At 71.7% G+C, this 13,493-nt stretch carries 11 protein-coding genes; 6 read left to right on the top strand and 5 right to left on the bottom strand.

What is annotated here, in order from left to right; all coding sequences use genetic code 11:
* Nucleotides 1-2: 2 nt before the first annotated feature.
* The 3 genes from ACAV_RS16955 to ACAV_RS16945 are packed head-to-tail and all read right to left on the bottom strand — an operon-like array spanning nt 3 to nt 1,324.
* Nucleotides 3-353, bottom strand: coding sequence for an urease subunit beta (locus tag ACAV_RS16955; protein ID WP_013595810.1), 351 nt, complete (start codon nt 351-353; stop codon nt 3-5).
* Nucleotides 354-374: 21 nt separating this feature from the next.
* A complete protein-coding gene (locus ACAV_RS16950) occupies nt 375-968 on the bottom strand; it encodes a HupE/UreJ family protein (protein ID WP_013595809.1) in 594 nt (197 codons plus the stop codon).
* Nucleotides 969-1,021: 53 nt separating this feature from the next.
* On the bottom strand, nt 1,022-1,324 hold the full coding sequence (locus ACAV_RS16945) for an urease subunit gamma (protein ID WP_013595808.1): 303 nt from the start codon (nt 1,322-1,324) through the stop codon (nt 1,022-1,024).
* A gap of 153 nt (nt 1,325-1,477) precedes the next feature.
* Between ACAV_RS16945 and ACAV_RS16940 the strand changes: the two genes are divergently transcribed.
* The 5 genes from ACAV_RS16940 (at nt 1,478) to ACAV_RS16920 (ending at nt 11,702) form a co-directional block, all read left to right on the top strand.
* On the top strand, nt 1,478-2,953 hold the full coding sequence (locus ACAV_RS16940; protein ID WP_013595807.1) for a metallophosphoesterase: 1,476 nt from the start codon (nt 1,478-1,480) through the stop codon (nt 2,951-2,953).
* The gene (locus tag ACAV_RS16935) at nt 2,923-4,284 is read left to right on the top strand and encodes a cytochrome-c peroxidase (protein ID WP_434799800.1); all 1,362 of its coding nucleotides are present in this window, start codon (nt 2,923-2,925) and stop codon (nt 4,282-4,284) included. Before ACAV_RS16940 ends, ACAV_RS16935 begins: the two co-directional genes overlap by 31 nt.
* A 37-nt stretch (nt 4,285-4,321) precedes the next feature.
* Complete coding sequence (locus tag ACAV_RS16930) at nt 4,322-7,912, top strand: hybrid sensor histidine kinase/response regulator (protein WP_013595805.1); 3,591 nt, start codon at nt 4,322-4,324, stop codon at nt 7,910-7,912.
* Between the two features lie 5 nt (nt 7,913-7,917).
* The gene (locus tag ACAV_RS16925; protein ID WP_013595804.1) at nt 7,918-9,003 is read left to right on the top strand and encodes a response regulator transcription factor; all 1,086 of its coding nucleotides are present in this window, start codon (nt 7,918-7,920) and stop codon (nt 9,001-9,003) included.
* Between the two features lie 80 nt (nt 9,004-9,083).
* Nucleotides 9,084-11,702: a bifunctional diguanylate cyclase/phosphodiesterase gene (locus ACAV_RS16920; protein ID WP_013595803.1), complete on the top strand. Its 2,619-nt coding sequence runs from the start codon at nt 9,084-9,086 to the stop codon at nt 11,700-11,702.
* A gap of 22 nt (nt 11,703-11,724) precedes the next feature.
* Here the strand turns inward: ACAV_RS16920 and ACAV_RS16915 are convergent, their stop codons facing one another.
* Complete coding sequence (locus ACAV_RS16915; RefSeq protein ID WP_013595802.1) at nt 11,725-12,051, bottom strand: hypothetical protein; 327 nt, start codon at nt 12,049-12,051, stop codon at nt 11,725-11,727.
* Between the two features lie 182 nt (nt 12,052-12,233).
* Nucleotides 12,234-12,719, bottom strand: coding sequence for a hypothetical protein (locus tag ACAV_RS16910; RefSeq protein ID WP_013595801.1), 486 nt, complete (start codon nt 12,717-12,719; stop codon nt 12,234-12,236).
* Between the two features lie 100 nt (nt 12,720-12,819).
* Between ACAV_RS16910 and ACAV_RS16905 the strand changes: the two genes are divergently transcribed.
* Nucleotides 12,820-13,293 (top strand): DUF2269 family protein, encoded by a 474-nt coding sequence (locus ACAV_RS16905; protein WP_013595800.1) that lies wholly within the window; start codon nt 12,820-12,822, stop codon nt 13,291-13,293.
* Nucleotides 13,294-13,493: the final 200 nt, after the last annotated feature.

Genomic DNA, 13,493 nt, shown 5'->3' with positions numbered 1-13,493 from the left:
GATCAGGGCTGCTGCGGCAGGCCGGGTGCGGCTTCCGCGGGGGGCACGTCCAGCGGGCCCTGGGTGTCGCCGCGGAAGCCGTACACGGTGCGGCTGCCGGCGTAGTCCACCAGTTCGACGGTGCGCTGCTGGCCGGGCTCGAAGCGCACCGCGGTGCCCGAGGTGATGTTCAGCCGCATGCCGCGCGCGGCCGCGCGGTCGAAATCGAGCGCGCCGTTGGTTTCGGCGAAGTGGTAGTGCGAGCCGACCTGGATGGGCCGGTCGGCGCTGTTGCGCACCACCAGGGTGACGGTGCGCCGGCAGGGGTTGAGTGGGTGCTCGCCGTCATCGACCAGCAGTTCGCCCGGGACCATGGTGCGCTCCTCGGTTCGTGTTCAGGCCAGGCCGCCCAGCAGGGCGAGGCCGAAGAGGCCGACGGCGGCGCCGGCCGCACGCGGCAGCCAGCGGTTGGCGCCGCGCAGGGCCACGCCCAGGCCGATGCCGCCGGCATGCAGGGCCACGGTGGCGGCGAGCATGCCGGCCAGCGTGGGCAGGGCGGCACCGTCGCCGGCCAGTTCGTGGCCGTGGGCGATGCCGTGGAACACGGCGAAGACGCCGACCAGCGCCGCGGCGGCGGGCGCGGGCAGGCGGCGCTGCGTGGCCACCAGCAGGCCCAGCACCAGCAGCGAGGCGGCGATCATGGGCTCCACCGCGGGCAGCGACAGGCCCGCGAGGCCCGCGAGCGCGCCCGCCAGCAGCATGCCGGCGAAGCCCAGGGGCGCTGCCAGCAGTTCGCGGCGGCTGCGCGCGGCCAGGGCGCTCCACAGGCCCACGGCCACCATCGCGGCCAGGTGGTCCATGCCGGTGAGCGGGTGCAGGAACCCGGCGGTGAAGCCGTGGTGGTGGCCGGCATCCGCACCGGTATGGGCCAGCGCCGGCAGCGCGGCGGCGGCAAGCAGTGCGGGCAGGAGGGAACGGGCAATGCGCATGGGAGGCTCCGTGGGCAGAGAGAGAAGGGGGGCGGGGCAGTCCGCGGTCGCCTTCAGGCGATGGGCTGGTGGACGGTGACGAGCTTGGTGCCGTCCGGGAAGGTGGCTTCGACCTGGATGTCCGAGATCATTTCCGGCACGCCGTCCATCACGTCGTCGCGCGTGAGGACTTCGCGGCCCTCGCTCATGAGCTGGGCCACGGTCTTGCCGTCGCGGGCGCCTTCCAGCACGGCCGCGGAGATCAGTGCTACCGCCTCCGGGTAGTTGAGCTTGAGGCCGCGCGCCTTGCGGCGTTCGGCCAGCAGCGCGGCGGTGAAGAGAAGCAGCTTGTCTTTTTCCCGGGGGGTCAGTTCCATGGGTGGTTCCGTCGGTCGCCTCAACTGGGCAGACATCGTAAAGCAGGAACCTTGCCAGCGGGAACGGCTGGAGGTGTCACGTGGATGTAACCCGCTGTTACTAGGATGCGGCCCGGCCCGACGACCGGCCCGCTTGAAAGAAAGACACACGACATGCAGGCATCCCGCTGGATTTCTCCCTTCGGAGCGGCGCTCGCCATCGGCGGCGCGCTCACCCTGTCCGGCTGCGACGGCGGCGGCTCCGGCATCACGGCCGATGCCGCGAGCGCACCCGCCAACATCCAGGCCGCCTGGGTGGTGGTGGGCGAAGGCAGCCATGCCACTGCCCGGGTGATCACCAGCTACACGCTGCCCGCCGGCTCGGCCGCGGACGCCAGCGTCTGCCCCCGGATCGTGGTGGACAACCAGCCCAGCCGCATGGCGCTGCGCGTGGCCGCCGGCACGGTGGCGCAGCGGACCACCGCGAGCGATCCGTCCGACTCGAAGCCTTCGGAGTTTCCCGTGTCGGTCTGCGAGACGGTGCTGCCCGATTCGGCCCGCCAGGCCACCGTGGCCGACCGCACCCTGCCGCTGCCGAAGGCGCAGCCGCAGCGCGTGCTGCTGATCGCCGACACGGGCTGCCGCCTCAAGAAGGCGGACAACGCCTGGCAGCCCTGCAGCGATCCCGTGGCGTGGCCCTTCGCGACCGTCGCCGCGACGGCCGCCGCCATGGCGCCGGACCTGGTGCTGCACATCGGCGACTACCACTACCGCGAAAACGCCTGCCCGGGCGATGTGGCGGGCTGCAAGGGCAGCCCCTGGGGCTATGGCTGGGACACCTGGCAGGCGGACTTCTTCAAGCCCGCGGCGCCGCTGCTGGCCGGCGCGCCCTGGATCATGGCGCGCGGCAACCATGAGGAGTGCGCGCGCGCCGGGCAGGGCTGGTTCCGCTTCCTGGACCCGCGCGCCTACAGCGAGCAGAGCTCCTGCAACCTGCCGGCCAACGACAACGTGGGCAACTATTCCGAGCCCTATGCGGTGGCCCTGGGCGGGGATACGCAGGTGATCGTGTTCGATTCGGCCAAGACGGGCAAGACGGCGCTCAAGAGCACGGACCTGCAGTTCGGCATCTACCAGAAGCAGTTCCAGAGCGTGGCCGCGCTGGCGGCCAAGGCCGGCGTGGCGACGAACATCTTCACCAACCACCACCCGATCCTGGCCTTCGCGCCGGTGGCCGGCAGCACGCCCGCACCGGGCAATGCGGCGCTGCAGTCGGCCATGGTGGGCCTCTACCAGCAGGCCTACTATCCGCCGGGCGTGCACGTCGCGCTCCACGGCCACGTGCACGACTTCCAGGCCATCAACTTCGCCTCGGGCCATCCGGCGACGCTGGTGACCGGCAACGCAGGCGACAACCTCGACGTGGCGCTGTCCGATCCGCTGCCGGCCAGCGCTTCGCCCGCGCCGGGCACCACCATCGACCGCATCACGCACCACGCGAGCTTCGGCTTCGCGATGATGGAGCGCCGCGCGTCGCCCGCCACCGGCTGGACCTTCAAGGCCTACACGACCACCGGCAAGCTGCTGGCCACCTGCCAGCAGTCCGGCCGCACGCTGGCGTGCGACAAGACCGGCTTCCTGGCGCCGTGACGGCAGGCTGGCGGAGCCGGCTGGCGGCCGTCGCGCTGGCGTGGCTGCCCCTGGCGGCGGCTGCCGCTGCGCCCGGTGCGGCTGGTGTGCCCGAGACGCAGGTCGTGCTGCTGGCGGGCGTGCCGGCCCAGGCGGTGGTGGGCTGGGTGGGGCGCACGCCCCAGGTGGCCTCGCGGGTGGACCCGACCCGGGCCGTGTTTGCTCCCGATCCGGAACTGGTGCACCTGGGCGAGAGGCTGTTCAACGACCCGCGGCTGTCGCGGCCGCGCGGCATGTCGTGCGCGGCCTGCCACGACCCGGGGCAGGCCTTCGGGCCCAGCCTGGCCACGCCCCGTGCGCTGGCCGGGCCGGGCACCTCCGAAGGCAGCCGGCCCGGGCACTTCGGCGCGCGCACGGCGCCCTCGCTGCTCTACGTGCGCTACGTGCCGCGCCGCCATTTCTACCAGGACGACGATGCGCCCTTCGCCTCGCCCTTCGGCGGCCTGTTCGCCGACGGGCGGGCCGACACGCTGGCCGAGCAGATCCGCGGCCCCTTGCTGGACCCGCGCGAGATGAACAACGGCACCCCGGGGCAATTGCTGCGCTCGGCGCAGCGCAGCGGTTTGGCGGCGGAGCTGGCGCCGCGCTTCGGCGCCGCGGTGCAGCGCGACCCCGAGGCGCTGCTGCGCGCCCTGGGGGCCGCATTGCAGGCCTTCCTGCAGAGCGACGCCATGGCGCCGTTCAGTTCGCGCTTCGACGACTACCTGCGCGGCCAGGGCACGTTGTCGCCGGCCGAGCAGCGCGGGCTGGCGCTGTTCCGCAACCCGGACAAGGGCAACTGCGCCTCCTGCCACACCATGGCGGAGACGGCGTCGCGGTCCGAGCGGTCGCTGTTCACCGATTTCGGGTACGACGCGATCGCCGTGCCGCGCAACCGGCGGCTGGCGGACAACCGCGATCCGCGCCATTTCGATACCGGGCTGGATGCCACGGCGCGGCGCCTGGGCTGGCCGGAGCCGGGGCAGTGGTGCGCCTACCTGCGCACGCCGGGGCTGCGCAACGTGGCGGTGCGCCAGCGTTTCATGCACAACGCGGTGTTCGGCGACCTGCGCGACGCGGTGGCGTTCTACAACACGCGCTCTACCGACCCCGCCCACTGGTACGCCGGCGGCCGGCCCTTCGACGACGTGCCGCAGGCATGCCGCGGCAATGTCAACGTCAATTCGCCGCCGATGAACCGGCGTGCCGGCACCGCGGCGGCGCTGTCCGACGCGGAGATCGACGACCTCGTGGCCTTCCTGCGCAGCCTGACCGACAAGGCCTACGCCGGCCGCATGCCCCCTGCGCGCTGAAGGCGTGCAGCGCCGCGGGCGAGGACAGGTGGCATGAATGCTGCACCTGCGGGGCGTGCCATCCGCCCCCGTTTCCACTTCCCTGCCACCGCATGACGCCGCAGAAGGCGAGGCGCCGCAGCGCATCGTCAAGGTGCGCCGCGACTACAACAGCTGGGTGGGCAGCGAGACGCTGGAGGACTATGCGCTGCGCTTCACGCCGCAGCGATTTCGCAAGTGGTCCGCCTGGCGGGTGGCCAACACGGCTTTCGGCGCGGCCTCGTTCCTGATCCTGGAGGCGGTGGGCGCCACACTGCTGGTGCAGTACGGCTTCGCCAACGCCTTCTGGGCCATCCTGGCGACGGGGCTCATCATCTTCCTGGCCGGCATGCCCATCAGCGCCTGTGCGGCGCGCTACGGGGTGGACATGGACCTGCTCACGCGCGGGGCGGGCTTCGGCTACATCGGCTCGACCATCACCTCGCTGATCTACGCGAGCTTCACCTTCGTCTTCTTCGCGCTGGAGGCCGCCGTGATGGCCTATGCGCTGGAGCTGGCGCTGGACATTCCGCCCGCCTGGGGCTACGTGCTCTGCGCGCTGGTGGTGATTCCGCTGGTGACGCACGGGGTGTCGGCCATCAGCCGGCTGCAGGTGTGGACGCAGCCGGTCTGGCTGGTGATGCTGCTGGTGCCGTTCGGCTACGTGCTGGCGCGCGATCCTGGTGCATTCGCGGGCATCGCGCACTATTCCGGGGATCGTGGCGGCTCGGCGGCGTTCGATCTGCACCTTTTTGGGGCGGCGCTCACGGTGGGCATCGCCCTCATCACCCAGATGGGGGAGCAGGCCGACTACCTGCGCTTCATGCCGGCGCGCACGCGCGCGAACCGGTGGCGGTGGTGGGCCGGGGTGCTGGCCGGCGGGCCGGGCTGGGTGGTGCTGGGCGTGTTCAAGATGCTGGGCGGCGCGCTGCTGGCCTACCTGGCGATCACCCTGAGCGTGCCCCCCGAGCGGGCCGTGGACCCCAACCAGATGTATCTGGCGGCCTACGGCTACGTGTTCGCGGATTACCGCTGGGCCGTGGCGGCCACGGCGATTTTCGTGGTGGTGTCGCAGATCAAGATCAACGTGACCAACGCCTATGCGGGCTCGCTCGCGTGGAGCAATTTCTTCTCGCGGCTCACGCACAGCCACCCGGGGCGCGTGGTGTGGGTGGTGTTCAACACGCTCATCGCCTTCATGCTGATGGAGATGAACGTGTTCACCGCGCTGGGGCAGGTGCTGGGGCTGTATTCCAACATCGCCATCGCCTGGATGATGGCCGTGGTGGCCGACCTGGTGGTGAACAAGCCGCTGGGGCTGTCGCCGCCGGGCATCGAGTTCAAGCGCGCGCACCTGTACGACGTCAACCCGGTGGGCGTGGGCGCGATGGCGCTGGCCTCGCTGCTGTCGGTGGTGGCGCACCTGGGGCTGTTCGGGCCGACCGCACAGGCCTTCTCGGCGGTGATCGCGATGGTGACGGCCTTCGTCGCGGCGCCCGCCATCGCCTGGGCCACGGGCGGGCGCTACTACCTGGCCCGCACGGCGGCGCCGCGGGCCTGCGGCACGGGGGGCTGCGAAGGCTGCAGCGGCGGTGGAGCCGCCCCTGCCGCTGCTTCAGCCACGGCCGCGCTGCCCGCCATGCTGCGCTGCGTGGTCTGCGAGCGCGAATACGAGGCGCCCGACATGGCGCACTGCCCCGCCTACCGTGGCCACATCTGCTCGCTGTGCTGCACGCTGGATGCGCGCTGCGGCGACATGTGCAAGCCCCACGCGCACCTGGCGGTGCAGTGGGCCGGGGCGCTGCGCTGGCTGCTGCCGCGCAGCGCATGGCGGCTGCTGGATTCCGGGCTGGGGCACTTCCTGCTGCTGATGCTGGTGATCGCGCCGCTGCTGGCGGCGGTGTTCGGGCTTTTCTACCACCAGGAGACGCAGGTCCTGGGCGTGCCGGGCACCGGCGCGGCGCCGCTGCGCTCGGGGCTGCTCAAGGCCTACCTGGCGCTGCTGGTCATCTCGGGGATCGTGGCCTGGTGGCTGGTGCTGGCCCACAAGAGCCGCAAGGTGGCGCAGGAGGAGTCGAACCGGCAGACCCACCTGCTGCAGCGCGAGATCGCGCTGCACCGGCAGACCGACCAGGCGCTGCAGGAAGCCCGTCGCACCGCCGAACAGGCGCGCGGCGTGGCCGAGGAGGCGCGCGAGGAGGCCGAGCAGGCCCGGCGCCTGGCCGACCAGGCCAACCAGGCCAAGAGCCGCTACATCAGCGCCATCAGCCATGAGCTGCGCACGCCGCTCAACAGCATCCTGGGCTACGCGCAGTTGATGGGCGAGGACGCCTCGGTGCCGCCGCACCGCCGGCAGGCCGTGGGCGTGATCCGGCGCGGCGGCGAGCACCTGCTGACGCTGATCGAGGGCACGCTGGACATCGCCCGCATCGAGAGCGGCAAGCTCACGCTGCAGGTACGGCCCATGCGCTTCGCCGACTGCCTGCACGAGATGGTCGAGATGTTCGAGCCCCAGGCCCGCGCCAAGGGGCTGGCGTTCCGCTTCGATCCGCAGGGCGTGCTGCCCGAAGTGGTGCGCGGCGACGACAAGCGCGTGCGGCAGATCCTCATCAACCTGATCGGCAACGCCATCAAGTTCACCGCCGCGGGGCATGTGCGCCTGGGCGTGCGGCATGCGCGCGAACTGGCCCTGATCGAGATCGAGGACAGCGGCCCGGGCCTGACCGAGGCCGAGCGCGCCAGCATCTTCGAGCCCTTCGAGCGCGGTGCGGCCAGCAGCCAGGGCGCGGCGCCCGGCGCAGGGCTGGGGCTGACCATCGCCAAGATGCTGACCGAGCTGATGGGCGGCGAGATGACCGTGACCAGCACCCCCGGTGCCGGCGCGCTGTTCCGCATCCGGCTCTTCCTGCCCGAAGTGCACCCCGGCGCCCTGGGCGCGGCCGAGCAGCGTGCCGCCGGCCCGCGGCCTGCACGGCGCGGCTATGCCGGCCCGCGCCGCCGGCTGCTGGTGGTGGACAACGAAGAGCCCGACCGCGAACTGCTGGTGCAGCTGCTGGCGCCGCTGGGCTTCGAGCTGCGCACCGCCGCCAGCGGGCACGACGCGCTGGACCTGCTGGCCGCCGGCTACCGGCCCGACGTGGTCTTCATGGACCTGGCCATGCCCGGCATCGACGGCTGGGAGACCATCCGCCGCCTGCGTGCGGCCGGCCACACGCAGGCGCACGTGGCCGTGGTCTCGGCCAATGCCTTCGACAAGGGGCTGGAGAACGACGTGGGCATCAAGCCCGAGGATTTCATCGTCAAGCCCGTGCGCCACACCGAGTTGCTGGACTGGCTGGAGCGGCGCCTGGCCCTGCAGTGGCTGGAAGAAAAGGCCGCGCCCCCCGCTGCGCCGCCCCCGGCCGCCGGCCCCGGCGCGGCCCTGCCCGATGCCGCGCGGCTCGCGACGCTGGCCGAGGCCGTGGAGCTGGGCTACTACCGGGGCGTGATGGCCCAGCTGGCGGAGATCGAGGCTGCGCAGCCCGAATGCGCCGGCTGGGTGGCCGGCGCACGCGCGTTGGCGCGGCAGTTCCAGTTCGAGGCGCTGGCCCGCCTCATGGCATCCTCCTGATCCCGATGACCGACCTGCCTTCGCCTTTCGCCCCCCATGCCCCGGCCGCCGGCCGCGCCGCGCCGCTGATGGACAGCGACAGCGCCGGCCTGGTGCTGGTCGTGGACGACGTGCCCGACAACCTGGCCGTGCTGCACGATGCGCTGGACGAATCCGGCTACACGGTGCTGGTGGCCACCAGCGGCGAGACCGCATTGGCCCGCGCCGCCCAGGCCATGCCCGACGTGGTGCTGCTCGACGCCATGATGCCCGGCATGGATGGCTTCGAGGTCGCGCGCCGCCTGAAAGCCCAGCCGGCCACCGCGCACATTCCCATCATCTTCATGACCGGCCTCACCGAGACCGAGCACCTGGAGGCGGCCCTGGCCGCCGGCGGCGTGGATTACGTGACCAAGCCCATCAAGCCGCGCGAGGTGCTGGCGCGCATGCATGTCCACCTGCAGGGCGCGCGGCGGGCCCGGCAGGACATGCGCCAGGCGGGCCAGGCGCGCAATGCGCTGGATGCCTTCGGCTACGCCAGCATCACCGTGCGCGCGAGCGACGGGCGGCTGATGTGGCAGACGGCGCTGGCGCGCACGCTGCTGCGCGAATATTTCAGCACGGAAGGCGCGCAGGGCGGGGAGGGCGCGGAGGAGGCCGCTGCCGATCCGGTGGCCGTGCCGTTGCCCGTGGCCGAATGGCTGCGGGCCCAGCTGCCGCAGGTGCCGGCATTCGCGGCGCAGCAGATCGAGCCGCCGCGCCTGGTGGTGGAGCGCGGCGCGCGGCGCCTGTCGTTCAGCCTGCACCAGCAGACCGGCGACAGCGAGGGCGGCGGCGACTGGCTGATCGTGATGCGCGAGGTGTCCGACGCGGCGGTGATCGAGGCGCTGGCGCTGGGCTTCCGGCTCACGGCACGCGAGGCCGAGGTGCTCTACTGGCTGCTCAAGGGCAAGACCAACCGCGACATCGGCGACATCCTGGGATCGAGCCCCGCCACGGTGAAGAAGCACCTGGAGCGCGTGTATGTGAAACTGGGCGTGGAAACCCGCACCGCCGCCGCGGGCATCGCCATGGCGCGCATCCGGCAGACACACCCGCAATTCGAAGGGTAGTCCGGGCAGCGGAACGCAGTTTCGGGCCCCTTCTGGGACAATCCGCGACCGCCCGACCGCTGGTTTCCCGCTTTTTCCCGATGAACGATCCTGCTCCCCTGCACCGGGCTTTCCCGCGCCGCGGCCGCTCGCTGCTGCGGCGCCTGCTGCCCGCCATCGCGGCGCTGCTGGTGCTCATCGGGCTCGGGGCCTACCTGCTGGTCACCAATGCGCTGAGCCAGGATGCCGACGTGCAGGCGCGCTCGCGCACCTTCATCGCCCGCAGCCTGGAGCAGCAGCGCAACGAGGTGGGCCGCAACATCATCAACTACAGCAAGTGGGGCGAGGCGTACCGGCACCTGCACCTGACGGTGGACAAGGTCTGGGCGGACGACCACCGCAACGTGGGCGACATCCCTTTCGATCTCTACGGCTACAACGGCGTGTGGGTCGTCGATGGCGCGGGCCGCACGGTGTATGGCGTCATCGACGGCAAACCGACGCCGCGGCGGATCACCGACTGGCTGCAGGGCGACGTGGCCGGCCTGCTGGCGGCGGCGCGGGAAAGCGACGTGCAGGACGGCAGCGTGGTGCGCGCGCTGGAAGTGGGCGGGCTGCCGGCGATCGCCGCGGCGGCCACCATCACGCCGGGCTGGGATTCCTCCATCCCCGTCGCGCCGGGCACACCGTCGGTGATGATGTTCGTCACCGTGCTGGACCCGGCGTGGCTCGCGCGGCTGAGCGAGCAATACGGCGTGCCCGCGCTCACCGCCTCGCGCGGGCCGCTGCCGGGCCACGAATCGATGCCGCTGCTCGATTCGCCGTCCATCCACCTGAACTGGCATCCGCCCCAGCCGGGCCGCGACCTGCTGCGCCAGACCCTGCCGCTGTTCGCGGGGGGCGTGCTGCTGATGCTGGGCGTGCTGGTGCTGCTGCTGCGCAACGCGCTCGCATCGGCCCGGCAGATCGATGCGCAGTTGCAGGCCCTGCAGGCCAGCCAGGCCGAACTCCAGGGCAGCGAGCGGCGCTTCCGCGACATGGCGGAAACCTCTTCCGACTGGCTGTGGGAGGCGGATGCGCAGGGGCGGCTGACGTACCTCTCCGACCGCTTCCTGCAGGTCACCGGGCACCGCCGCAGCGACTGGCTGGGAAGGCCGCTGGCCGACCTGCTGCGGCCGGAGGGCGGGCAGCCGCTGCACCCCTGGCTGGAGCGCGCGGACGGGCAGGGGCCTGCCGATGCCGAAGGTGCAGCGCGTGGCACCCTGCTGTGCCGCATCGACGATCGCGCCGGCCTGCAGCGCATCTGCCGCGTTACGGCGCGAGCGATCGGGGAGGGGCAGGGCTTCCGCGGCACCGCCACGGACCTGACCGACGAATGGCAGGCGCAGGCCCGGGTGCGGCACCTCTCGCTGCACGACACGCTCACCGGCCTGCCCAACCGCCGGCGGCTGCACCAGTTCCTGGCCACGCTCCTGGAGTCGGACGGTCCGGCGGAGCCGCTGGCGCTGCTGTGCCTGGACCTCGACCGCTTCAAGCCCATCAACGATGCGCTCGGCCACGCCCTGGGCGACCGGGTGCTGCAGGAGGTGGCCCGGCGCCTGCAGGCGCTGCTGGGGCCGCAGGACATCGCCGCGCGGCTGGGCGGGGACGAGTTCGTACTGGTGCTGGCCGGCGCGCAGGACCCCGGCGACATCGGCCGCCGCTGCGCCGCCGTGGTGGCCGCGCTGTGCGAGCCTTTCGCCTTCGACGGCCAGACCGTCTGCATCGGCACCAGCATCGGCGTGGTGCAGGCGCCGCTGCATGCGCGTACCGCGCAGGAGCTGCTGCGCAAGGGCGACATCGCGCTCTACGACGCCAAGGCGGCCGGCCGCAACACCTGGCGCTGCTACACCGATGCCCTGGATGCGCAGGCCGCCGCGCGCCTGCAGATGGAGCAGGACCTGCGCATGGCGCTGCGCACCGGGCAGATGCGCCTGCATTACCAGCCCTGCTATGCGGTGGACGGCGGAGCGCTGCGCAGCCTGGAGGCGCTGGTAAGGTGGCAGCATCCCGTGCGCGGAATGCTGCAGCCCGAGGAGTTCCTGCCCCTGGCGCAGGAAACCGGGCTGATCCGCCCGCTGGGCGAATGGGTGCTGCACACGGCGTGCCGCGATGCCGCGGGCTGGCCCTCCGGCGTGCGCGTGTCGGTCAACCTGTCTGCCGGCCAGTTCGGCAGTGCCGGCCCGCAGGCGGCCGACCTGCCGTCCGTGGTGGCCGAGGCCCTGCGGGAAAGCGGCCTGCCGGCCCGCCGGCTGGAGCTGGAGATCAACGAAGGCATCCTGCTCACCCATGGCGACGAGGCCCTGCGGGCCCTGGCGGCGCTCAAGCAGCAGGGGGTGTGGCTGACGCTGGCCGACTTCGCCTCGGGCTATTCGTCACTGGCCTGCCTGCGCCACCTGCTGCCCGACGGCATCAAGATCGGCCGCGGCTTCGTCGCGCAATTGCCCGAGCGCGCGCAGGACCGGGCCATCGTGCAGGCCGTGGGCGCGCTCGCGCATGCGCTCGGCGTGTCGGTGCGGGCGGAAGGCGTGGAAACGCGTGCGCAGCTCGATTGCCTCATGCGCCAGCCCTGCGACGAGGTGCAGGGCTTCCATTTCAGCGATGCGTTGCCGCCCGGGCAACTGGGACGGCTGTGGGGAGCTGCTGCGGCTTCCGGGCCCGGTTCTGTCACAGACGCCTGACCGGCGCCGGGCACGCTGGCCCTCAGCGCCCCACGGCCTTTTCCAGCTCGGCCTTGTTCATCTTCGAGCGGCCGGCAATGTTCTTCCTGCGTGCCTCCTCGTAGAGCTGCTCGCGCGTGCGGCCCTGCGCGCCGGTATGCGAGCGCTGGCCGCCGCGCACGGGTGCGGGCGTGTCGTGCATGGTCTTGGGGTTGGCCTTCTTCGCCTCGCCGTGCTGGGCGCGCTCCTTGTTGACGGTGCGCGCCGCGATCTGCTCGGCCGTCTTTTCGCTGCGGCCACGTTGCTTGACGCTGTCCTTGATGTGTTCGTACTGGCGCTCGCGCTTGTCGCTCCAGGCGGCTCGGGGCATGGTGGACTCCTTGGCGTTGTCGGAAAAATGAAAGCTGGGAAAACCCATGCGCTATCTGACGGCCTGCGGTGCTGCGTGCATGTCGGCGTCACAGGCTTGCCGCCGTAGGACGCGGCACCGCGTGCAGGGAACGCGGTTTGCCATGCCGTAGGGTGTGCGCGTCGTGCGCCGCAGTGGGCCTGTCAGGACCGCCCGGAGCGCTGCACGAGCAGGGTGCCCAGGGCCAGTCCCGCACCGAACGCCAGGTACACGCCGGCCAGTGCGCCATGTCCCAGGTGGTGCTCGAAGCCGGGCGTGAAACGGCGCGGGGTGAGCTGGAAATCGACCCAGCAGGCCACGGCAGAGGTGGCCGCCGCGCGACGGCAGGCCGCCGGCCAGGAGGCCTCGGGCGCACAGCGCGCGGCATCCCGGGCGGCGGCGCTGGCCGTGGCCCAGAACACGGAGGCGCCGTGGTGGATGGCATAGCCGGGCAGGGTGTGGGAGAGTCTCGGGCGGTGTTCGCGCAATGCCGGGTCGCCCCAGATCCAGTGGCTCACGGCGTTGACGGGCGTGATGGCGGCGCGGGCCTGGCGCCGTCCCGCCCACAGCAGGGCCAGGGCGGAGAGCACGCTGGCGCAGCTGCCGGCGATGGCGCCTTCGCGCACGGCGCGTTTCCAGTCGATGGGCATGGGGACCTCCTGCGCACATCATCGCCACCCGCGCGCCGGACCGCGTGTCGGAGGGCACGGCAACCGCATGCAGGCGCATGCATTCACGCGAAAGGTTTCCATGGAGTATTTCGTCGCCAAGTGGCTGCATATCCTCTCGTCCACGGTCCTGTTCGGCACGGGCATCGGAACGGCGTTCTACCTGCTGGTGGCGATGCTGGGCCGCGACCTGCGCTTCATCGTGCCCATGACGCGCTGGGTGGTGCGCGCGGACTGGCTGTTCACCGGGACCACGGCGGTGCTGCAGCCGCTCACCGGCTGGTGGCTGGTGCACCTGTTGGGGCTGCCGTGGAGCACGCCCTGGCTGGCGCGGTCGCTGGGCCTGTATGCCCTGGCCATGGCCTGCTGGCTGCCGGTGGTCTGGATCCAGGTGCGCATGCGCGACGAGGCAGCGCGTGCGCAGGCCGGCCATCCGGATGCGTGGCCCGCGCTGTGGCGCTTCTTCATCGCCTGGGTGGTGCTGGGCGTGCCGGCATTGGTGGCCTTCCTCGCCATCTTCTGGTTCATGGTGAGCAAGCCGGTGGGTGCCTGGTGACGCTGCAGCAGACGCCGGCGGTCGGAATGGGGTTGTGCGAAATTGGTAGTACCAATTCTCGCTGATGCTGTATGATTTACCGTTGCTCGCGGGTTTACCCTGTTTGTCGAGGTGTCTTGCGTCTTCGAGAATTCGCTCCGTTGCGTTGATTGGTTTTATTGGTCATACCAATTTGCTGCGTTTGCAGACCCATTGCAACG

This window comes from Paracidovorax avenae ATCC 19860, assembly GCF_000176855.2.
Classification (GTDB): domain Bacteria; phylum Pseudomonadota; class Gammaproteobacteria; order Burkholderiales; family Burkholderiaceae_C; genus Paracidovorax; species Paracidovorax avenae.
The sequence above is the reverse complement of the archived record's forward strand: the minus strand, read 5'-3'. Positions and strand labels throughout refer to the sequence as shown.

Bases quoted from the DNA above. Each gene is read 5' to 3' on its own strand.
- ACAV_RS16915 (WP_013595802.1), bottom strand. From the start codon at position 12,051: ATGCCCCGAGCCGCCTGGAGCGACAAGCGCGAGCGCCAGTACGAACAC.
- ACAV_RS16930 (WP_013595805.1), top strand. From the start codon at position 4,322: ATGCTGCACCTGCGGGGCGTGCCATCCGCCCCCGTTTCCACTTCCCTG.
- ACAV_RS16910 (WP_013595801.1), bottom strand. From the start codon at position 12,719: ATGCCCATCGACTGGAAACGCGCCGTGCGCGAAGGCGCCATCGCCGGC.
- ACAV_RS16955 (WP_013595810.1), bottom strand. From the start codon at position 353: ATGGTCCCGGGCGAACTGCTGGTCGATGACGGCGAGCACCCACTCAAC.
- ACAV_RS16950 (WP_013595809.1), bottom strand. From the start codon at position 968: ATGCGCATTGCCCGTTCCCTCCTGCCCGCACTGCTTGCCGCCGCCGCG.
- ACAV_RS16925 (WP_013595804.1), top strand. From the start codon at position 7,918: ATGACCGACCTGCCTTCGCCTTTCGCCCCCCATGCCCCGGCCGCCGGC.
- ACAV_RS16940 (WP_013595807.1), top strand. From the start codon at position 1,478: ATGCAGGCATCCCGCTGGATTTCTCCCTTCGGAGCGGCGCTCGCCATC.
- ACAV_RS16905 (WP_013595800.1), top strand. From the start codon at position 12,820: ATGGAGTATTTCGTCGCCAAGTGGCTGCATATCCTCTCGTCCACGGTC.
- ACAV_RS16945 (WP_013595808.1), bottom strand. From the start codon at position 1,324: ATGGAACTGACCCCCCGGGAAAAAGACAAGCTGCTTCTCTTCACCGCC.
- ACAV_RS16920 (WP_013595803.1), top strand. From the start codon at position 9,084: ATGAACGATCCTGCTCCCCTGCACCGGGCTTTCCCGCGCCGCGGCCGC.